Origin of the sequence: Stenotrophomonas sp. SRS1 (assembly GCF_026130205.1) — a bacterium.
Taxonomy (GTDB): domain Bacteria; phylum Pseudomonadota; class Gammaproteobacteria; order Xanthomonadales; family Xanthomonadaceae; genus Stenotrophomonas; species Stenotrophomonas rhizophila_B.
Genome location: NZ_JAINFD010000003.1, coordinates 680,836 through 702,412 on the forward strand (window position 1 = coordinate 680,836; position 21,577 = coordinate 702,412).

A 21,577-nucleotide genomic window follows, 5' to 3' on the forward strand; every position below is an offset into this window, starting at 1 on the left:
CTCAGCCGGACACCCGGATGCGTGCCTTGGCGTTGCGCTTGAGCAGCCAACGTGCAATCAGGGCCAACAACAGGCAGGCCAACCCGACAAAGCCGGCCAGCAGCAACGGACTCTGCGAGAAGTACCAGCGCAGCCAGGTCAACGGCGGGAGGTGGCCGACGTAATAACTCTGGTTACCGGCCAGGCTGCGCACCTTGTCCTTCTGCAGCAGCACCACGCTGCCCTGGAAGTCACGCAGGCGGTCCGGATCGAACCATGCCTCGAACAGGCGATTGACCTGCGCCGGATCATCGGCCATCACCGCGATCACGCTGCGCCCCTTGCGCAGGGGCGACTCGAAGCCCATCAGCACGACATCGCCGGCATCCGGACGCACCGACACTTCGGCGGTGGTCGGCAGATCGGTACGGCGCGCATCCGGCGACAGGAACGACGGCATCCGCTCGAACACCCAGTCCGACAGCTGGAAGCGACGCGACTGCCCCGCCTCGCCGATCGGCAGGTGCGCGGCCCACTCGCCGAACAGCGGCTGGCTGCGACGCGAGCCCAGCACGACCAGATCCTGATCGGCATGTTCGCCCACCTGGCCCGCGGCGATGATGCGGTTGCGCACCGCCGGGTAGCCGGTCGAGGCGCCCATGCGGCCGAGCAGGGTCAGCACGTTGCCGACATCATCGGCGGTGGGGTTGTTGGGCAGCACCAGCACGGTCTCGGACAGATCGGCCAGACGCGTGAAGGGATAGCCGGCATTACCGAAGGCGGCCAGATTGGGCATCGCCATGTAGTGGTCGAAGCCGCTCAGGTCGATGCTGGTGTCGCCATCGATCGCCGCGGACACATCCGGGAACGTGTTCTTGCACTCGGCCGCCTGCGGGCGGTCGAAGAAGAAGTGGAAGCGCAGCTGGCTGTTGGACGAGAACGGGCCGGTCGGCAGCATCACCTTCTGCTGGATCGGCATCACGCCCGGTGCCTTCATCTTGTTCCACAGCATCTCCGACACCGAGCGCGGTGCCGGGCGGCCGTTCAAGGGGAGCGTGGTGACGAAGGCATCGTTGATGCTGATGTTCAGCGCCGACTTGTTCGCCCCTTCCGGCAGCGTGTAGCGGTAGCGCAGGTCCAGCGGGATGCCGTCACGGCGCCACGTGAACAGATCCGGTGGCAGCTGCAGGCCGATCCGGATCAGGTCCGGGTGATAGCCGACCACATTCAACTCGCTGGTCTGCTGGACCAGTTCGGAGACGCGCACCGGGCGATCGCTGGGAATCCAGTTCGGCGCGTCATACGGCTTGCGCGGCGCGATCTCCTTGAAATCGCCGATGCTGGCGGTCGGTCCGGACAACGGCGTGCCCAGGGTCAGCGCGGTGGCGGCGATGCGCAGCTCACCGTCATCGCGGCCGAGCACCAGCAACAACTTGCCGTTGGCATCGTTCGGATTGGCGATCACGGCCAGGGTCGGCCCGCTGATGTCGGGCAGCACCAGGCCGGCCGGCGGGTTGCGCGGGGTCGCCACGACCACCGCATTGCCTTCCAGCGGCACGGTATCGATCGAGGCCGGGAACAGCGCACCGCGATAGCCGGCCAGCGCGCCGAACCACGAGGAGACGATACCGGCCGACTGCAGCAGGCCCTGTCCCGGCTGCCCGGTGAACACGAACGGCAGTTCCAGCCGGTTGGTGTCACGGGCATCGAAGAACGGCACCGGCAGCAGCGACAGATCATTGGTCAGCTGCAGCGGGGCCCAGCCCAGTTCCAGATAGCTGCCGGCGTCGATGTTGGCCCACAGGCTGGTGTGGTCAGGGTCTTCGCACTCGCGCGTGTAGTGACCGATCAACTGCAGGTTGATGCGGTTGTAGTCGATGATCATGCGCGGATCGATGTCGATGTCGCGCTCGATCATCCGCCCGGCCTGCTCGACCGGGGTCGGCAGGGTCGCCACGGTGACGTCGTTGACGGTGACCTTCAGGTGCGACAGATCCGGCAGCAGCGCCGGTGAATAGCTGTATTTCAGATGGAGCGAGGCCCGATCGACCACCTGGTCGTTGCGCACCGAGAACGGCACGCCAGCGGTGCCCTGGATGCCGCGCAGGGTGATCTCGTAATCGATGCCGAGCTGCTTGAGCGTGGCGCGGCTCTGCCGCGAACCGGCCGCCGGCGCGGCGGGCGCCACGGGCACTGCCGGGGCGGCATCGGCGGGTGCGGCGACGGGGGTGGCCGGTGCAGGTACCGCAGGATCCTGCGCGTAGACCGCGCCACACAGCAGGGTCAGGGTGAACGCCACCGCTGCGGCGGACGGACGCGGCATGCGCACCGGGCGGAACAGGGAACGGTGACGACGGGTCATGCGGAATCTCCGGTGCGCGGCGGGGTGGGACCGTCGTTGCGGCCCCCCGCAAGAACGAACTGGCCCAGGCGGTGGAAGCCGCGCATGCTGGCCTTGAGGACGTCGGTGGTGGAACGCAGGAACGTGTCGCGGTCATGGCGACCCCACAGCTTCACCCAGATGTCGGCACGGGCGAAGGTGGAGGTGACCAGCCAGCGTTCCTGCTCCAGGGTCAGCTCGCCGAACTGGATGCTGATGCCCTGGTCGTCACGGTCATGCCGCACTTCGGCCGGCAGGCGCTCGCTGCGCTGGCGATGGGCCAGTTCGACCTCCACGTACGTACCCGGCTGCACGGGCTGGGACTGGTCCAGCCGCAGCGCCATGCCACCGGTGGAGAAGTTCAGCGTGCGGCACGGCAGTGCCTGGCCATCGGGCAGGTGCAATACAGCGCGCATGTTGAGCGGCACGCGGTGCGAGCGGCGGATCTGGCGCTGTTCGCTGGAGGTGGCGATCACCGCGCCCAGCATGATCATGTTGTAAACGGTCCAACCCAGGTTCAACCAGATCGTATTGACCTCGCCGCTGGTATCGGCCATCACCATCCGCACGATGCCGGCCACCACGCCCAGCAGGTTCAACAACAGCAGCAGCAGATACGGGCGGGCGATCTGCGCATCGAAATAGCTGCGCTGGACCAGCCCGCCCTTGGCCGTCACGTTGAACTTGCCCAGCTTGGGGTTGATCACCGCCATCAGGGTCGGGCGCAGGATGTACCAGGCCAGGGTGGTCTCGTAGACCTCGTTCCACAGCAGATGGCGATGCTTGCCCTGCACGCGCAGGTTGGTCAGGTTGGCCATCACGATGTGCGGCAGCGCGTAGGCCAGGATCATCAGCGCCGAGGCGTGGATGACGTGGGCGCCGAAGAACAGGAAGGCCAGCGGTGCGGTCAGGAAGATGATCCGTGGCAGGCCATAGAAGAAATGCAGCATCGCGTTGGTGTAGCAGATGCGCTGCATCAGGCTCAGCCCCTTGGCGAACATGGGGTTGTCCACCCGCAGGATCTGCGCCATGCCACGGGCCCAGCGGATGCGCTGGCCAACGTGTGCCGACAGGCTCTCGGTGGCCAGGCCGGCCGCCTGCGGCACCGGGATGTAGGCGCTGCGATACCCGGCACGGTGCAGACGGATCGCGGTGTGCGCATCCTCGGTGACGGTTTCGACGGCCACGCCACCGACTTCCTCCAGCGGTCCGCGCTTGATCACCGCGCAGGAGCCACAGAAGAAGGTCGCGTTCCACTGGTCGTTGCCATCCTGCAGCAGGCCGTAGAACAGCTCGCCTTCGTTGGGCACCCGCCCGAAGTTGCCCAGGTTGCGCTCGAACGGATCGGCCGAGAAGAAGTAATGGGGCGTCTGCACCACGGCCATCTTCTCGTCGAACAGGAACCAGCCCATCGACATCTGCAGGAACGAGCGGGTCGGCATGTGGTCGCAATCGAAGATCGCCACGTACTCGCCGCTGGTCTTCTTCAACGCCGCATTGATGTTGCCGGCCTTGGCGTGATTGTTGTTGGTACGGGTGATGTACTTCACCCCGATCTCTTCGCAGAATTCGCGGAATTCCTCGCGGCGGCCGTCATCAAGCAGGTAGATGTTGAGCTTGTCGGCCGGCCAGTCCAGCACGGTGGCGGCCAGCACGGTGGTACGCACCACCGACAGCGGCTCGTTGTAGGTCGGGATGAGCACATCCACGGTGGGCCACAGCGACTGATCTTCCGGCAGCGGCATCGGCTTGCGATGCAGCGGCCAGGCCACCTGGAAGTAGCCCAGCACCAGCACGATGAACGAGTACACCTCGGCGGCCACCAGGCCCAGCCCCAGGGTGAGATCGACGAAGCTGCTCATGCCCATGGTGTCGGTCAGGCGCCAGTACATGTAGCGCGTGGACATCACCAGCGACAGACCCATCAACACCAGCGGGATCAACCGGCTTTCGCGGTTGCGCAGGCACAGGGCGATCAGGAACACCACCGCAGAGAACAGAAACTGCTGACCGATCTCCATGGGCACGGTGATCACGAAGGCCAGCAGCATGGCGCCGCCGACCACCAGCGCAAGCAGCGCCAAGCGGGCCAGAACGGCATCCCCTCTCGGGGTGGAAGTTTTGCTCATGATGTTCCCCAACACGGCCGCAGAGCGCGGCATCCCCTTGCATCAGCCGGCACTCCCGCCCCACCCCGGAGGGCGCGGCGATCGATCACCGGCTACGTTTCACGCCCCGCGCAGCCGGCTCAGCGGACTGTGCTCCGGCGTCGCGCTACGCGCACCGGCCAGGCGCTGGAACAGCTGTTCCAGCGGTGTGCTCCGTGCCGGCGTAGCCGGTGCCGGTGTCTCCACCGAAGCGGCCTGGACCGGTGCGATCGCCGCGGCACTGACCGGCGCGGCGCTCACGACCGGGGTCAGGCTCGCGGCCGGAAGCGGCGGCGGCGCCTCATCGCGCGGTCGGGCCGGTGTGCTGGCGCGTGCCCGGCTGTGGGAGAAATCCTGGTAGGCACGCGTGTCATCGCGGCCGCCCAAGCGGTTGAAGAGGCCGGCCACGTCATCGTCGTGGCTCTCTGTATCGGCATGTTGCAGAAGCTTGCTCATGGCACCATCAAAGGGGGGAGAGAGATTCAGAACACACGCGACAGCGTGTATGTCGCTACATCCGGGTTGTCGCTTTGCAGGTGCCGGACATCCAGTACCGACACCATCCCGGCGGCGCGGAACCATTGCCGGTAGACACCTTCCAGAAAACCAGTATCCCACCCGACGCGGCCGCCGAGTACCGCCGACAACGGCGAGGCGGCATGGTGAATGTGAACCTGTTCCGGCAATTCCTCGAACGCCACCTGGCCCCACTCGGCAGAGGACCACACCGCGTTGGCGGCGTCCTGCAGTTCCTCCAGGGTCGCTGCCGCCGGCAGTGCATGGGCACGGCCGAAGCGTTCACCGATCCGCGCCATCAAGCGCGCCAGTTCGGCATCGGGCAACGCACTGTCGAACTCTTCGCAGAGCGCCAGCAGGAAGCCGCGCCACTGGCGAGAGCAGGCGTGGGTACGGTAGTAATCGAGTGGTGCTGATGCATTCATCCGGGAAGCCTAGACGAACCACGATGCGGAGGCGGCGTACGGGCAATTACCGGCATCGATGTCGGTCAAAAGTGTGATCTGCGCCTCATATTATTGTGGCACATCTGGCTTTCCTGCATAGCGAGCGCGCCGCGTCGCTTCCTGACGCGCAGCGTCACCTGCCCCGGCCGGGCTGAACGGAATCGGGGTTGACGGGTGTCCGGCGGCAGCCATTGCCGCGCCGGTGCACTGCTCAACCCTCGGCGGGCAGCTCGAAGACCTGGCGCAGATACGCCAGATAGCCCGGGTCGTCGCACATGCTCTTGCCGGGTGAATCACTCAGCTTGGCGACCGGCTGGCCATTGCAGCGGACCATCTTGATGACGATGTTGAGCGGGGTCGGGCCCAGGTCATTGGTCAGGTGCGTGCCGACCCCGAAGGCCACCTGGCAGCGGCCGCGGAAGTAATCGAACAGCTGCATCAACTTTTCGATGTTGAGCCCGTCGCTGAAGACCAGCACCTTGCTGCGTGGATCCACCCGGCGGCTTTCGAAGTGCGCCAGCATGCGATCGCCCCAGGTGAAGGGATCCCCGGAATCGTGGCGGACGCCGTCGAACAGTTTGCAGAAGTACATGTCGAAGTCGCGCAGGAAGGCCTCCAGACCGACCACGTCCGACAGCGCGATCCCGAGGTCGCCGCGGTACTCGCGCGCCCAGGATTCCAGCGCGGCCACCTGCGAGTCACGCAGGCGCGGGCCGAGTGCCTGGAACGCCTGCAGGTACTCATGGGCCATCGTGCCGTGCGGGGTCATGCCGTACAGCCGGGCGAAGTGCACGTTGCTGGTGCCCACGAACTGCGCACCGAGCGCGTCGCGCAGCATCGGCAGCATCCGCCCGTGCCACTCGCGCGAGTAACGGCGGCGGCTGCCGTAATCGGCGATCCGGCACAGTTCGAAGCCGGGGGTATCGCGCAGCAGCGCGGTCTTGGCCTGCAGGCGGCGCTCGCCCTCGCTGAAATCCGAGTCGGTGGTGTTGCGGAACCAGACCTCGTTGATGATCGCCAGCAGCGGGACTTCGAACAGGATGGTGTGCAGCCACGGCCCGGTGATGTCCAGATCGATCTCACCGGGCACGGTGGTCGAGGGGCGCAGCGCGATGTACTTGCGGTCCAGGTGGAACAGACCGAGGAAATCGGCGAAATCCGGTTTGACGAAGCGCAGGCCACGCACGTAATCCAGCTCTTCGGCGCTGAAGCGCAGGCTGCACAGGTGGTCGATCTCGGCGTTGATCTGGTCGATGAACTGCGCCAGGTCGATGCCCGGGGTCCGGCACTTGAACCGGTACTGCACCTGCGCGCCGGGGTACTGATGCAGCACCGCCTGCATCATGGTGAACTTGTACAGGTCGGTGTCGAGCAGGGACTGGATGATCATGCCGGGGATTATGCGCCCGCCATCAGGCACCGACCAACGGTCGGCCGCTACCGCGGCGGGCAGCGTTCACGCCAGCGCTCGCCCCTGATGGGGGATTGACGGGGCGGGACTACCGGCGACGCAACAGCCGCGGGACTTGGGCCAGGGCATGCGCCCAGATCGCGCCCCACACAGCGCAGCGCACCGGAAAGGCACGTTGCGGCGCCTCGAATTTCCGGAAGTACCGCCACAGCCCGCGGTGCTTGTGCCACTCCACGAAGAACGGCCGTGAGCGGCTGGAGACACCGCGTACATGGGTGACCTGCAGGTCGTTGGCGATCGCGATCACCGCGCCGGCCTCGCGTGCGCGCCGGCACAGGTCCAGATCCTCGGCGTGCAGGCGGTAGCCCGCATCCCACCCACCGATCCGGTCGAACAGGGCGCGCGGCATCAACAGCAATGCGCCGGACAGGGCCGGCACCACCTGCAGCGGCTGGCTGCGGTCGACGGGGATGGCCAGTTTTCCGCCCTGCCCGGGGTTGCGCAACATCGCGGCGAACTCCGGATCACGGCGGCGCACCGCGGCGTCAGGGCGACCGTCTTCGTCCACCTGCTCGACCCCCAGCAGACAATCGCCCAGCGGCAGCGCGCGTTCGCGCAGTTGGGCCAGGGTCTCGGGGCCGACCATCAGGTCGGGGTTGATGAAGGCCAGCCAGGGTGCCTGGCTGTCGGCCACGCCCTGGTTGTTGGCCGCGGCAAAGCCCGGGTTGTCCGGGTTGGCGATGAAGCGGACCCGCGGATCGGCGCTGGCATGGCGCTGCACGATCTCCAGGGTGCCGTCGGTGGAGTCGTTGTCGACCACGCGGATTTCGGCGATGTCGCGCGCCTCGCGCAGGCGCAGCAGGCAGGCGTCCAGCGTGCTGGCGCTCTGGTAGCTGACGATGATGGCGGCGATGGCAGGGCTCAAACGGGGGACTCCGGGGCGGCAATGACAGGCGGCGCGAACAGATCGCCCTGCGCCCTGGGCATTATCGCCTGCCGGTGGTGCTGCTGCAGATCGTGGCGCGCCTTCTGCAGTGGATCGGCCATCAGAAAGCCGGCCAGTCGCGGCGGCCAGGCCGGCCAGCGCGTCGCCAACGCCTCCATGTCACCCTCGCCGGTCACGCCTTCGGCCACGCGGGCGACGAAGGCGGTCTCGCACAGTGCGTTGCGCCAACCGAGCCCGGCCATGCGCAGGCTGAGGTCGATCAGCGCCGCATTCCACGACGCGTAGCTGTGCATGTCCAGCCCACCGGCCTTGCGCCGGGCATTTCCACGCAACAGCACCGCGTGGGTCACCGCAGACGGCAGTTCGGGATGCAATGGCGGCATCACCGCACAGGCCTGGGCCAGCGGGGCCAGATCGAGGTCGTCGGGCAGCGGATTGATCTCGCCCAGACGCGGCCAAGCGGCCGTCTCACCGGCATTGCACCACGGCGTGGCCGAGCCGATCGAGGCATCGCGGGCCAGGCACGCCTCCAGCTGCTGCAACCAGCCCGGTGCCGGGATCGCATCCGGGGCGAGCACCACCACGTCGGCGCCGGTACATGCCGCGAGCATTTCATCCAGATGGGCGACTTCGCCGATCGCGCGGGCACGGCGGGTGTACTCGGCCTGCAGCGGCGTCTGTGCAAGCCAATGTTCGATCACGGCCTGGGCGCGCGGGCCGGCCTGGCCATCGTCGGCCAGCCAGATCGCGGTGCCCGCTGCGGTGCCGGCATCGAGCGCGGCCAGGCAGCGGTCCAGCGCGGCATCGTCGACCCCGATCGGCAGCAGGATGACCGTGCTCATGCGGACCTCTGCGTGCTGCCGTCTTCGCCGTGTCGCTGTCTCATCGCGGGCTCCCCTGGGCGCGGCCAGCGTAACAAGATCGGCCCCTGCGATGACAGCAGGGGCCTGGCATCGCTCAGCGCTTGGCCTTGGGCTCGGGGAACGGCTCCATCGCACGGAAGCGGCTGCTGTATTCGTCGGTCAGGTTGCGCGACTCCTGCGCGTTGCGCACGATGGTCGGGGTCAGCAGCACGATCACTTCGGAGCGCCCGGATTTCTTTGTCTTGCTGCCAAACAGCGCGCCAATGACAGGGATCCGGCTCAAGCCAGGCACGCCATTGGCGCCATCGTCATCGGAATTGGTGATCAGGCCGGCGAGCATGATGGTGTCACCGCTCTGCACCGCCGCTTCTGTGGATATCTTGCGGGTATTGATCGGCGGGTTGCAGGTGGTGCGGGTCGGGTCGCAGCCGCTGGGGATCGCGCCGGCCGAGCTGACCTCCTGCACGATGTCCAGGAACACCACGCCATCGCGGGTGATCCGCGGGCGCACTTTGAGGATCACGCCGGTATCCAGGTACTGGACCTGGCTGTAGGTGTTGTCGCCGCCCACGCCGGTATTGACCGACACCGAGTTGATCGGAATCTGGGTGCCCACGTTGAGGGTGGCTTCGGCGTTGTTGCGCACGAACAGCGAGGGGGTCTGCAGCAGGCGCAGGTTGCTGACCTTGTCCAGCGCGCTGACCACCGCGGCGGCATTCTTGCCGAGGAAGGTCCAGCCCACGCCACCATCGCCGACGGTGCCGGAAATGCTGCCCCAGATAGAACGGCCAAGCGCGCTGGGCAGGTCGATCCCGCTCTCGGTCTTGCCGGTGGCCACGGCCTGCTCGAAGAACCAGTTCACGCCATAGCTGAGATCGCCGGTCAGCGCGACCTCGGCCACCTGCGCTTCGATGTGGACCTGCATCGGCATCACGTCGAGCTTTTCGATCACTTCGCGGATGGAGCGCCAGGCCTGTGGGGTGGAGCGCACCAGCAAGGTGTTGGTTTCTTCCACCGCCGACACGCCGACCGTATCGCCCTGCACTTCCAGGCTGAAGCTGGCGTTGCCGGACTGGCGCTGCGGCAGGTTCATCGTGCCATCGCCCAACCCGCCGCGGCTGCTGCCGTTGCTGCTGCCCGTGTTGGAGAAACTGTTGTTGCTGTTGATGTTGCCATCGCGGCTGCCGAGGTCCATCGGCGACGCGCCCGGCGCCAGCGAACTGCTGCCACGACCGCTGCGGCCATTCTCGTTGGCGAAGGCCTCGGCCAGGCGCTCGGCCAGGTCCTTGGCCTTGACGTAGCGCAGCTCGTAGGAGAACAGCCGCGCGTTGCCACCGGCGGTATCGATGCGGTCCAGCCACTGCTGGATCTGGTCGAGGTAACGCGCCTGCGGGGTGATCACCAGTACCGCGTTGGCATTCTCCAGCGGCAGGAAGCGGAACATGCCGGCACTGGGGGTCTTGCTCTCCTCGCCGAACACCTTTTCCAGATCGGCGGCCACCTGCTCGGCCTTGCCGGACTGGATCGGGAACACGCCCACGGACATGCCCGAGAGCCAGTCCACGTCAAAGATCTCGACAGTGCGCAGGTAGTTCTCCAGTTCGCTGCGGGTACCGCCGAGGGTGATCACGTTGCGGCCGTTGTCGACGTTGACGATCGCGTTCGGGCGCGCGTACGGCTCCAGCACTTTCTTCATCTCGGTGGCGGAGATGTACTGCAGCGGCACCACGCGCACTTCGAAGCCACGCGCATTGGCCGGCGAGGCGGTGCTGGGGGACACGGTGCCAGCCAGCGCCTGATCGGCTGCCACGATGTTGTAGCGGCCTGCGCTGTAGACCATGCGCGCGTTGTTCCAGCCCAGCACCATTTCCAGCAGGTTCAAGGCCTGCGCCGAGGACACCGGCTTGGGCGTGGCCAGGGTCACCGTGCCCTGCACACCCGGTGCGATCACGTAGTTCTGGCCCAGGAAGTCGCCGAGGATCGCCTTGACCACGGCGTGCACCGATTCACCTTCGAAGTTGAAGGTCGCATTGCCGGTGGAGGCATTGCCCAGCGACGGCTGCGGCGCGGCGGCGGCACTGCGGTTGATCATCGTGCCGGTGCCGCGGCGGATCACCGCCTGCGGTGCACCGCTGGTTCCCAGTGGCTCGGCATCGACGCCTGCGCGGGATCCGTCACCGGCGACCACCTGGTGGCTGTCGAGGACCGCATCGCGGCGCACCTCCGGCGCGGGCACGGTGGTGCAGCCCACCAGCAGGGCGACAAGGAAAGACACGGGGAAAAGGCGCAGGGTCATGCTGTCACTCTAAGGGTTGTGGCCGGAGCCGCCCGCGGGCGGTTGCTGCGACTGCTGTTGCTGCTGTTGCTGTTGCTGCTGTTGCTGTTGTTGCTGCAATTGCTGGCGGCGCGCCTGGATGCGTTCACGGATCGCCTTCATCTGGTCTTCGCTGGGGCCTTGCGAATTCTGGGCGGGGCCTGCCGCGTTCGACGCCGTGCCGGACAGCGGCGCAGGCGTTGCGGTCGGCGGCGGCGGCGGTGCTGGCATCGGTGCCACCACGCCGTTGTTCGGCCGCGCACCAGCGCCGGCAGGCGGAACCGTCGTGAGCTGCGTGGTGCCCAACACGGTGGGCGGTTCGCCGCCCTGCCCGTTGAACACCTGCAGTTCCAGCGTCTGCGTCCCGCCTGGGCCACTGACGGTGGCGCGGCGCGGTTCCAGCGCGAGCAGCTGCCAGCCGTTCACCGCATCACCGTTCAAGCGCAGCCGCAGCGACTGGCGCTGGTCGGTGGTCAGGATCGCCATGGCGAACTCAGATGTGAGCAGCACGCCGGTCAGCGATACGCTGCTGGCGGTGCCCTGTTCGGTGCCGCCGAGCAGATACGGACGCGGTTGGCGGTCTTCGGCGAACAGCGGCCGTGCACCAATCTGTGCGTAGGTACTGGCCGAGGCCATGCGCTCCGGCGCGGCAGGCGCCAGGCTGGGCAACGGCGCAGAGCCGATATCGCCATCGGTGGCCGGCGCGATGCGGCTGCCCAGCCCGAACAGCGTAGCGATCCATATCGCCAGCGCCCACAGCGCGATGCCCCCCAGCCACCAGGTGCGCAGGCCGGCTGCTTCAAGCTTCATGCTCGACCTCCTCGGCCGCGTCCGGTGCGGGCGCGGGTTCCGCTGCATCGATAGGCGCGGCCTCACCTGGATCGGCGTTCTGCCCAGCGTCCTGTCCCGCCGGCAGCGGAAGAGGGGGTGGCATCGTCGCACCGGGCTCCAGCGCGGCACCCGGACGCAGATAGCCGACCAGTTCGAACGACACGTCCAGGCCGGTGCCGGTTTCACTCGGCGATTGCTGGAAGCGCTGCGCCAGCAGATTGAGGTTGTCCACAAACAAGCGCGGCGTGCCGGTCTCCAGCGTGTGCAGCACCGCAGCCATCTCCGGCACACCGCAGCGCAGCCGCACCTGCAGGGCCACGCGCGGGAACGCTGGTTCGCGGCTGGCATCGGGCAGCGGGGTGCGGTTGCTGATCGTGCAGCTGCGGTTGCCCGGGCTGGCTGACGCCACGGCATCCTGCAGGCGGCTGGACAGCGCCGCGGCGGCAGATTCGGCGGTGGCCTCGCGCAGGAAGCCCGGTCGGCCGTCGAGTGCTGTCTGCACGTCTCGCAGTTGGGTGGCGATCTGGCCGCGCTGCGCCAATTGCGCCTCTACGCGCTGCTGGCGTTCCTGCACGGCGGCGATGTCGGCGTTGATCGCCAGCAGCGGGCGGGTCAACCACGGATGCACCAGCAGCAGGTAGGCCACGGCGATCACCGCCAGCAGCAGACCCAGTGCCAGCCAGCGATCACGGCGCGTCGGCTGTGCTGCCATCGGCAACCTCCTTCGCAGGCGGCGTCGCGCCGGGCAGCGGCTGCAGCTCGGCCGTCAGCGTGAAACGGTCGCGGCCACTGGTCGCCCCATCGGCCTGCAGCACGCCGGTCAGGTTGACCTTGCGCCACAGCGGCGAGTCCTGCAGCAGCGGGACCAGTTGCGAGGCTTCGCGGCTGAGTCCGATCAGCTGCAGCGTGCTGCCTTCGATCGACATTTTTTCCAGATACGTGCCATCGGGCAACAGGCGGGTGAGTTCGTTCCAGATCTCCACCGTGCTGGCATGCTCGGCACGCTTGCCCTCCAGGAATGCGGCGCCTTCCACCAGGCTCTGAAGCTGTTGCCGCTCGGCAGCGACCCGGCGTGCATCACGCGCGGCGGCATCGACCTGCTCGCGCAGTCCGTCCGCGGCCGCCTGGCGGTTTTCAAGCAGCTGATGGCCAGCCAGCGCAAGCACCACGATCGCGCCCACGGCCAGGAGTCCGTTCCAGCGGGCCATCGGATCGCGATACGGCTGCCGCTGTGCGACGGGCAGCAGGTTGACGTCCAGCGGCTGGCCATCGGCGTCGACGGCATCCACACCGGCCACAGCCTGCGCCCACGGCCCGGCCTGCTGCGCCCACTGCTCCAGCTGGACACGCGGGATCACCACCAGTTCCACCTGCAGCTGGCCATCCGGCAACGCGCCCAGATCACGCACGTCATAGCTGACCTGGCTGGCATCGAAGGGGGTTTGCCGATCGATCTCAAAACCGACCACATCGCGCAGCCGCTCCGCGGCCGCTGCGGGCAGCCGCAACGGCCGCCGCAACACGCTGCCGGCAGGCAGCAACCAATGCCGCGGCAGACTGCGCAGGCGCGCGTCCAGCACACTGTCCAAGGTGGCGGGCGATACCGGCCAGGGCAGTTCGGCGATCACCTCGATCTGTTCACCGGTCTGGCGCTGAACGTGCAGCACCTCACCATCGCGCTTCAGCAGCAGCCGCGAGCGCGACCACCCCATCGCCCATTGCCATCGGACCGGCAGCCAGGCCAGCAACGACTGCCGCCACCAGCGCAGGCTGCCGCCCACGCTGGGCGACAACCGCCCGCGGGCCCGCACCAGACTGTCACGCCATGCCGTCATCTTGCTGCCATTCCCTGTTCCCAGCGAAGTACTGTGTATGCCGTGCCCGGCGCGCCTGCCGAACCCATTCTCACCACGGCGCGCAGTACCGATATCCGGCCGCGTTCGTCCGTGGCGCGACTCTCGATACTATAGGTGCCGCTGCCACCTGCAAGCGGTGTGACGGGCAATCCGGCGTCATCGGCGGCCGCCGCACGCTCGCGCTCGGCCAGCAGGCGTTCTGCATCCAGCCCCAGCGCGGTCAACACCGGGCCGGCCGCAAAGCGTGGATCGGGCCGCGCCTGGCGGCTGTACAGGGTCAGCATCGGCTCGATCCGCGCATACAGGTCCGCCTCCATGCCCAGCACGCGCTGCAGTTCGCCCACGGTTTCGAAGCGCGCGTTGCGTGCACCATATGGCAGGCCGGCGGCGAGGTAATCCGGCGTCTCGGCGCCGCCACCGGGGTGTTTGAGGCTGTCGGCATCACGCCAGTCGACGATGGCGCCGGCCAATTGCTGGGCATGCCCCGGGTCCTCCCCCATCGCACGCAGGAAAGCCGTCAGCAGGCTGGCATCGGCCAGATTCAGATTCACTTTGCCGTTCTCATCCAGGATCGCCAGGTCGATCCGGCGATCGTCGAAGGTCCACCGGTAGCGGCGGCCATCGGCCACCCATGCCGGCTGGCTGGCGCGCGGCTGCAGGCGATACAGGGCGTATTCGAGCCCCGCGCGCGCGTATTCCTGACCGATGGCATCGTCGCCGATGACCCGCTGCTGCATGTGCTCGACGCGTGCACTCAGTGCAAATGCACCGATCACGGCGGTGAGCAGTGCGATCAACCACAGCACCAGCACCAGCGCGGCACCGCGCGCCGGTTTCATGGGCGATCTCCGCGTGGCGGTGGCAGCGCCGCGATCATCGGCGGCCACGCCGGTCCCTGCAGCGGGACGATCTCGATCGAGACCAGCAACGGCAGGCGGCGGGTGTCCTCCCAGCGGTCCAGCCATTCGGTCAGCTGGCCGGTGCGCGGATCGGTACCGCGATAACGGAAGCGAACGTCGCGCAGCTGATCGGCCAGCATTTCCGGCGGCCGCGGCGGGTCCTCTTCGATCGCCTCACCGTTCTGCAGCAGGGTCAGCCCTATCTCCAGCTGTTCCTGCCCACCCGCACGACGGACCTGCAGCTCATGCGCATACGGCCCGCCCCGGCCGAGATAGCCGGGCAGATCCGAGACAAACAGCATCCGCTGCGGTTCGCCAATGAAGTAGACCGGGTCGCGGGTGGGATCCGGGGGCGAGGTCGCGATGACCAGCGCGGTCGACAGGCGCCGGCGCAGGAAGCCTTCGACGGCGCGCATCCGCTCGTTCTGTGCCGCCATGCGCTCGCCGCGCTGGCTGATCGCCATCGCCGAGCGCACGGTGGCGAAGGCCAGCGCCAAGCCGCCGACCAGCAGCGCGGTCGCCAGCAGGATCTCGATCAGGGTGAAGCCGCGGGCACGGCGTGCGCGCAGCGTCATCGCGGTGCGCCCGCTACCGGCGGCAACAGGCGCAGGCTGCGCCATTGCAACTGCTCGCCGTTGCCTTCGCCCCAGCGCACCTGCAGCGTGATCTGCGCCAGGATCGGGCCGCCAACATCGGTGGTCACCGGTGCGGTGGTCGTGCGCGGCTCCGCGTACGGTTCTACCTGGAGTTGCCAGCGGTACCTGCCCTGCTCCCACTCGCCCTGCGTGCTGCCTTCCTGAAGCGGGTTCTCCACACCCGTGCTGGCCAGCAGCGACTGCGCATACAGCGTGGCCCGGCTGCGCACGTCGGCCTGGCCGACCTGACGCGCGGCACCGGACAGACTGCCCAGCAGCAGCGTCAACGCCAACGCCAGCAGCGCGAACGCGATGATCACCTCCAGCAGCGAATAGCCACGCTGACGCCTCATCGGCCCTCCCGGCGCGGCCCTGCACGGACTTCACCGGTGATCCAGCCGACGTGGATCTCCCACACCGCACCGCGCGTGCTCAGGTCAATGCTGCCGCCACTGGCCGCGCCGTCGGCGAAGAAGGCGATGCTGCCCTGCCCCGGCGCAGTGCTGAGCTGGCTCGCACCGCGGAACTGGACGTCAAGCGCGGCGGGAATCTGCCCGTGGCGACCATTGGCGGCCTGCCACGTCCGCGCACGCGGGTCGATCACGAAGCGCTGCGTCTGCCCGGTAGCAATGGCCTGCGTGCGCGTGTAGCGCAGCTGCGTGGCGATCTCTTTGCCGACGTTGCGCAGGCGCATGCCATCGATGCCACCGTTCATCGCGGTGGCGGTCACCACGCCGATGATGGCGATCAGGGCAACCACCAGCAGCATCTCCAGCAACGACAGACCGCGTGCATGGGTGCCCGTGGGCACGCGATGCGGCGGTCTGCTCGGCACGGTCCACAGCGCTCCCAATGCCGATTACTCGTACCGGATGTCCGCGTCGTAACTGCTGCCACCGACCTTGCCATCCTTGCCCAGGCTGATCAGGTCGTATGGCTGGCTTTCGCCCGGCACGCGGTACTCCAACGCATGACCCCAGGGATCATTGAGGTCGGCCGGCTTGGCGTACGGGCCGAGCCAGCCCGCGCTGCCGCCGGGCTGGGTCACCAGATCATCCAGCTTGGCCGGCAGCTTGCCGGTATCGAGCTGGTAGTTGTCGATCTTGCCGGCCATGGTCTGCACCTGCGCCTTGGCGATGTTGGCCTTGCCACGATCGGCACCGCCGAGCACGCGGCTGCCGACCAAGGTCAGCACCGCACCGATCAACACGATCACGATGATGATTTCCAACAGGCTCATGCCGGACTGGTGGCGCGCGGAAGAAAAGCGGGTCAGGCGACGGCGTTGCATATGGCAGGCTCCTTGCATCGAATCGTTGGGGTATCCACCAGCGGCCGGTCAGCCGATGGCATTGGTCAGGTCGTACAGCGGTACCAGCACGGCCACGATTACCAGGCCGACCACCGAGGCAAGTACGAGGGTGATCACCGGCACCAGTGCCGACAGCAATCGGTCGATCGCGCGCGCGCTTTCCTGTTCGAACGTATCGGCGGTCTTGAGCAGCATCGTATCCAGCGCGCCGGATTCCTCGCCGACCTGGATCATCTGCAGCGCCAGGCGCGGGAAACGCTTGCCGCGCGCCAACGATGCAGATAGACCGTTGCCGTTCTTGACCTCGTCACTGGCTGCATCCACATCGGCGGCCAGCGCGCGGTTGCTGAGCACGTTGCGCGCGATGCCCAGGCCGGACAGCAGCGGCACGCCGTTGCGCAGCAACGTGCCCAGGGTGCGGGCCAGGCGCGCGGTTTCCAGCTTGGCCAGCAGCGGGCCGATGCCGTTGCGCTGCAGCAGCCAGCCATCCATCGCCAGGCGTGTGGCCGGTTGCCGCAGCCGCCGCTCCACCACCAGCGCGATCACGGCCGGCACCACGATCATGATGATCCAGCCTTCGCGCACGACCAGGCCGGCGGTGAGCACCCACTGGGTGAACCACGGCAGCGCGACATCCAGGCTTTCGTACATCAGCGCGAACTGCGGCACCACGTAGCCAAGCAGGAACAGCAGCGCCCCGCCGACCACCGCCAGCAGGATCGCCGGGTAGATCAGCGCATTGATGACGCGGCCTTTCAACTCTGCGCTGCGCTCCAGGTAATCCGACAGCCGCTGCAGGGTGTCATGCAGGCTGCCACCGGCTTCACCGGCGCGCACCATGTTGATGTACAGCCGCGAGAACAGCCCGTGCTGGCGTTCCAGCGCGGTGGAAAGGGGCGCGCCGCCACGCACGATGTCGCGGATGTCGGTGACCACCCGGCGCGTGCGCTCGTCTTCGGGGAGTTCCAGCAGGATGCTCAGCGCACGGTCCAGTGGCTGCCCGGCACCGAGCAGCGTGGCCAGCTGCTGGGTGAACTGCACCAGCCCACCGCCATCGAACGGCTTCCGGCGCAGCAGCGCCGCCCAGGACGAGGCACCGGCCACGCCCTCGCTGGCCAGTCGCGCTTCCATCGGCATGTGGCCCTGGTCCTGCAGGCGTGCGACCACCTCGGCTTCGCTGGCCGCATCCATCTGGCCATCGAACAGTTCGCCATGGGCATTGAGCGCCTTGTAGCGGTACTGGGCCATGCTCAGCCGCTCACCTTGTGCCGGCAGCATGCACGCATCAGGATTCCTCCGTCACGCGCAGCACTTCTTCCAGCGTGGTGTGGCCCTGCAGCGCTTTGGACAGGCCATCCTCATACATGGTGCGCATGCCGGCCGCGCGCGCGATCTGTTCGATCTCGCCCATGCCGGCACGACGCATCACCGCACTGCGCAGCGCATCGTTCATCACCAGGAACTCGACGATGGTGGTCCGGCCGAGGTAGCCGGTGGGCGCGATCGCCGAGGGCTGTGCGCGGTACAGGAAGATCTCGCCCTCCGGCTGCAGCCGGCGCAGACCGAACTTGTCGATCTCTTCCGGCGAGGCGGAATAACGCTGCGCATGCTGCGGCTCCAGCCGGCGCACCAGGCGCTGGGCGAGGATGCCGTTGATCGTGGAGGTCAGCAGATAATCTTCCACGCCCATGTCCAGCAGGCGGGTAATGCCACCGGCGGCGTTGTTGGTGTGCAGCGTGGAGAGCACCAGGTGGCCGGTGAGCGCGGACTGGATCGCGATGCGCGCGGTTTCCAGATCACGCATTTCGCCGATCATGATGATGTCCGGATCCTGGCGCACGATGCTGCGCAGCGCATTGGCGAAATCCAGTCCGATCTGCGGCTTGGCCTGGATCTGGTTGATGCCTTCGATCTGGTACTCGACCGGATCTTCGACGGTGATGATCTTGACGTCAGCGGTATTGAGCTGGCTCAGTGCGGTGTACAGCGTAGTGGTCTTGCCCGAACCGGTCGGGCCGGTCACCAGCAGGATGCCGTGCGGCTGCTCGAGCACCTTGCGGAACTGCGGCAGGAACGCATCGGTAAAGCCCAGCCGGTGGAAATCGAACACGACGGTGTCGCGGTCGAGCAGACGCATCACCACGCTTTCGCCATGCGCGGTCGGCACACTGCTCACGCGCAGATCCAGTTCCTTGCCCTGCACGCGCAGCATGATGCGGCCATCCTGCGGCAGGCGACGTTCGGCGATGTTGAGCCGCGCCATGATCTTGATGCGGCTGATCACCGCGGCCGTAAGATTGACCGGCGGGCTTTCGCCTTCGATCAGCACACCGTCCACGCGGTAACGCACTTTCAGGCGATTCTCGAACGGCTCGATATGGATGTCCGACGCGCGCAGTTCCACCGCCCGCTGGATGATGAGATTGACCAGCCGGATCACGGGCGCTTCGGAGGCCAGATCGCGCAGGTGCTCGATGTCGTCAACGGCAGCACCTTCCCCGTCGGCGGTTTCAATGATCGCGCCCATCGCGCTGCGGCCCTGGCCGAACCAGCGCTCGATCAGATCATCGATCTCCGAGCGCAGGCCGACGTTCAAGCGCACCGGCAGGCCCATCGCCAGCCGCACCGCGTCGGCCGCGTACGGGTCCTGCGGATCGGACAGCCACAGATCCAGCACGCCGTCCTGCAGCGCCAACGGACAGACATGGAATTGTTTGAGGAAGCGCAGCGTCAACGGCAGACCATCGAGCAACGCTTCAGGCGGCGCTTCCGGCACGGCCTTGGCATCAAGCAACGGCAGGTCGAGCACCTCGGCACAGGTCTGTGCCTGGTCGCGCTCGGAGACCAGCCCCAGCCGCACCAGCAGGCCGAGCAGACTGCCGCCGGATTCACGGTGCAGCGGACGCGCGCGCACCAGGTCGCTGTCCTTGAGCCGACCTTTCTCCAGCAATACCCCGACGATGCGGGATTCGGCGGTGGATTCTGCAGTGGGATCCGGGGCAACCGCGTTCAAGAATGTTCTCCTGGCAACCGCTGTGACTTTAGCAGTTCGTTGCGATGCTAAGCGGTATTGCCCGCGGTCCAGATGTAAAAACGGGAGCCCGTCACATGACGGACTCCCGTTCGGGGTAGTGCGCTATTACTGGTTGGCGAGAATGCTCACGCCGCTGAACGCGGACTCGCCGACGACCTTGATGTAATACGTGCCGGCCACCGGCGCGGTGAAGCGCACGGTTTCACTGTTGCCCGGACGCGAGGACTTGGCATCGAACGCGGTGGCGGTCGGCTCCTTGCCCTGGCTCACGTATACCGACACATTGCCGCTGCCGCCGTAAGTGAGCAGGCTCAGCACCTTGCCGGCGTGCGCCTCGAAGCTGTACAGCACTTCGCTGCCACCGGCGCCGCTCAGACCACCGACGGCGACCTTGTTGGTCAGCGGCGTGGCCACCGGGCCGCAGTTCTCGGTGCACGCTTCTTCCAGCGCCTTGTCGAGGGCGGCCTTGGCATCCACGATGCCGGTGCCGATCGGCGTGGCGGTCGGAATGGTGACCGGGAAGGCCCGTGCGGTCTGCTTGAGCAAGGCTTCCAGCGCAGCCGGGGTGAGTGGGTCCTTGCCGGCCGCCGCGACCGCGCCCTGCACCAGGGCCGCCACCGCCGCCACATGCGGGGACGCCATCGAGGTACCGGCCATGCCCATGTAGCTGTAGGCACCGGAGGTCGGCGTGGTCAGGCCGTTGTAGCCGGACTGCCACACGTAGCCGCCCGGATTACCGTCCACGCTGCCACCGCCGCCCGGACCGGACAGATCCACCGCCGTGCCGAAGTTGGAGTAATAAGCGATGCCACCGGTGATGCGGGTCGCACCGACGGACACCACGTTGGCGCAACTGGCCGGACGGAAGTTGGCCGCGTTGGAGGCAGAGTTGCCGGCCGCGACCACCACGGTCGTACCGCGCGACACGGCGCCGTTGATGGCGTCCTGGTACAGCGCATCACACGCGCCGCCGCCGCCCAGGCTCATGTTGATGACCTCGGCCGGATTGGCGTTGGCCGGGATGCCGGCCACCGTGCCACCGGAGGCCCAGGTGATCGCGTCGGCGATGTCGGACAGATAGCCACCGCACTTGCCGAGGACGCGGACCGGCAGGACACGCGCCTTGTACGCCACACCGGCCATGCCGACACCGTTGTTGGTCGACTCGGCGATGGTGCCGGCGACGTGGGTACCGTGCCAGGAGCTGTCGTCGGCCAGCGAGCCGGCATAGCACTCGTTGTCGTTCTCGACCCAGTCACCGTAATCCAGCGCGCCGGGCACGCGCTCATCGGTCGGGCGACGCGAGGTTTCCGCATCGCTGATGAAGTCGTAACCGGCCAGCAGGTTGCCGGAGAAATCCGGATGCTGCGGCAGGATGCCGGTATCGAGCACCGCCACCACCACGCCTTCGCCCTGGGCGATGTCCCACGCGGCCGGTGCATTGATGCCGCCGGTGGCGCTGCTCAGGTGCCACTGGTACTGCGCGTAGTACGGATCATTCGGCACCAGCTGCGGGGTCGCGTCGCGCGGGCGCACATCGGTGCGCTGCAGCTTCACGTCCACTTCGGCGTACTGCACGGAAGGATCGGCCTTGATCTCGGCCAGCACCTTCTGCAGTTCGGCCGGGCTCAAACGGCCCTGCAGGCGGATCAGATCGGCACCGACACCGAGCTTGCGCACGATCTGCGGGTTCACCGCACTGGCACGGCCGGCGGCGGAGCCACCGACACTGGCGCGGGCGACCGCCGACTGCACGGTGGTCAGCTTGGCCGAACGGTCCGTGGCCGCTGCGGTGCCTGCACGGTATTTGACGATGATCCGCTCTGCGCCCTGGGCGGAGGCTGGTTGGCGCACCGGTTCCTTGGCCGGCAGACCGGCTGCATAGGCGCTGGCGCCTGCGGACAACGACAGCACGGCGGCTGCCAGCACATTGATGCGAAGGTTCTGCTTACTGGTCACGTTGACGTCCTCTTCAAGGTCATGGATCAAACGACTGTTCAGGCCAACA

At 67.3% G+C, this 21,577-nt stretch carries 19 protein-coding genes; all 19 read right to left on the reverse strand.

Features of this window, described 5'->3' with window-relative positions; genetic code table 11:
* Nucleotide 1: 1 nt before the first annotated feature.
* Nucleotides 2-2,341 (reverse strand): cellulose biosynthesis cyclic di-GMP-binding regulatory protein BcsB, encoded by a 2,340-nt coding sequence (gene bcsB / locus K4043_RS13930; protein WP_260232158.1) that lies wholly within the window; start codon nucleotides 2,339-2,341, stop codon nucleotides 2-4.
* Nucleotides 2,338-4,488, reverse strand: coding sequence for a UDP-forming cellulose synthase catalytic subunit (gene bcsA, locus K4043_RS13935; protein WP_123729662.1), 2,151 nt, complete (start codon nucleotides 4,486-4,488; stop codon nucleotides 2,338-2,340). Before bcsA ends, bcsB begins: the two co-directional genes overlap by 4 nt.
* Nucleotides 4,489-4,587: 99 nt before the next feature.
* Entirely contained in the window at nucleotides 4,588-4,962 is a 375-nt protein-coding gene (locus K4043_RS13940; protein WP_123728320.1) for a hypothetical protein, read from the reverse strand.
* Between the two features lie 26 nt (nucleotides 4,963-4,988).
* Entirely contained in the window at nucleotides 4,989-5,447 is a 459-nt protein-coding gene (locus tag K4043_RS13945; RefSeq protein WP_123728319.1) for a cellulose biosynthesis protein BcsD, read from the reverse strand.
* Between the two features lie 232 nt (nucleotides 5,448-5,679).
* Nucleotides 5,680-6,858, reverse strand: a complete 1,179-nt coding sequence (gene pncB, locus K4043_RS13950; RefSeq protein WP_265309654.1) for a nicotinate phosphoribosyltransferase — start codon at nucleotides 6,856-6,858, stop codon at nucleotides 5,680-5,682.
* A 109-nt stretch (nucleotides 6,859-6,967) separates the two neighbouring features.
* Nucleotides 6,968-7,804 (reverse strand): glycosyltransferase family 2 protein, encoded by an 837-nt coding sequence (locus K4043_RS13955; protein WP_265309655.1) that lies wholly within the window; start codon nucleotides 7,802-7,804, stop codon nucleotides 6,968-6,970.
* Nucleotides 7,801-8,667 (reverse strand): glycosyltransferase, encoded by an 867-nt coding sequence (locus K4043_RS13960; protein WP_265309656.1) that lies wholly within the window; start codon nucleotides 8,665-8,667, stop codon nucleotides 7,801-7,803. Before K4043_RS13960 ends, K4043_RS13955 begins: the two co-directional genes overlap by 4 nt.
* Before the next feature lie 115 nt (nucleotides 8,668-8,782).
* Nucleotides 8,783-10,984, reverse strand: coding sequence for a type II secretion system secretin GspD (gene gspD, locus K4043_RS13965; protein ID WP_265309657.1), 2,202 nt, complete (start codon nucleotides 10,982-10,984; stop codon nucleotides 8,783-8,785).
* Nucleotides 10,985-10,993: 9 nt separating this feature from the next.
* On the reverse strand, nucleotides 10,994-11,812 hold the full coding sequence (locus tag K4043_RS13970; RefSeq protein WP_265309658.1) for a general secretion pathway protein GspN: 819 nt from the start codon (nucleotides 11,810-11,812) through the stop codon (nucleotides 10,994-10,996).
* Entirely contained in the window at nucleotides 11,802-12,551 is a 750-nt protein-coding gene (gene gspM / locus K4043_RS13975) for a type II secretion system protein GspM (protein ID WP_265309659.1), read from the reverse strand. The genes K4043_RS13970 and gspM overlap by 11 nt, the downstream gene beginning before the upstream one ends.
* A complete protein-coding gene (locus K4043_RS13980; RefSeq protein WP_265309660.1) occupies nucleotides 12,520-13,668 on the reverse strand; it encodes a PilN domain-containing protein in 1,149 nt (382 codons plus the stop codon). The genes gspM and K4043_RS13980 overlap by 32 nt, the downstream gene beginning before the upstream one ends.
* Nucleotides 13,665-14,528 carry a type II secretion system protein GspK gene (locus tag K4043_RS13985; protein ID WP_265309661.1) on the reverse strand — a complete coding sequence of 288 codons (864 nt, stop codon included), beginning with the start codon at nucleotides 14,526-14,528 and terminating at the stop codon, nucleotides 13,665-13,667. The genes K4043_RS13980 and K4043_RS13985 overlap by 4 nt, the downstream gene beginning before the upstream one ends.
* On the reverse strand, nucleotides 14,525-15,163 hold the full coding sequence (locus K4043_RS13990) for a type II secretion system protein J (RefSeq protein ID WP_265309812.1): 639 nt from the start codon (nucleotides 15,161-15,163) through the stop codon (nucleotides 14,525-14,527). Before K4043_RS13990 ends, K4043_RS13985 begins: the two co-directional genes overlap by 4 nt.
* Entirely contained in the window at nucleotides 15,160-15,576 is a 417-nt protein-coding gene (locus K4043_RS13995; protein ID WP_265309662.1) for a prepilin-type N-terminal cleavage/methylation domain-containing protein, read from the reverse strand. Before K4043_RS13995 ends, K4043_RS13990 begins: the two co-directional genes overlap by 4 nt.
* A complete protein-coding gene (locus tag K4043_RS14000) occupies nucleotides 15,573-15,992 on the reverse strand; it encodes a GspH/FimT family pseudopilin (RefSeq protein WP_260232216.1) in 420 nt (139 codons plus the stop codon). The genes K4043_RS13995 and K4043_RS14000 overlap by 4 nt, the downstream gene beginning before the upstream one ends.
* 90 nt (nucleotides 15,993-16,082) lie before the next feature.
* Entirely contained in the window at nucleotides 16,083-16,514 is a 432-nt protein-coding gene (gspG, locus tag K4043_RS14005) for a type II secretion system major pseudopilin GspG (protein WP_123728309.1), read from the reverse strand.
* A 48-nt stretch (nucleotides 16,515-16,562) separates the two neighbouring features.
* Complete coding sequence (locus K4043_RS14010; protein ID WP_265309813.1) at nucleotides 16,563-17,783, reverse strand: type II secretion system F family protein; 1,221 nt, start codon at nucleotides 17,781-17,783, stop codon at nucleotides 16,563-16,565.
* A gap of 37 nt (nucleotides 17,784-17,820) precedes the next feature.
* Nucleotides 17,821-19,548, reverse strand: a complete 1,728-nt coding sequence (gene gspE, locus K4043_RS14015) for a type II secretion system ATPase GspE (RefSeq protein ID WP_265309663.1) — start codon at nucleotides 19,546-19,548, stop codon at nucleotides 17,821-17,823.
* Nucleotides 19,549-19,674: 126 nt separating this feature from the next.
* On the reverse strand, nucleotides 19,675-21,528 hold the full coding sequence (locus tag K4043_RS14020) for a S8 family peptidase (RefSeq protein WP_265309664.1): 1,854 nt from the start codon (nucleotides 21,526-21,528) through the stop codon (nucleotides 19,675-19,677).
* Between the last annotated feature and the right edge of the window lie 49 nt (nucleotides 21,529-21,577).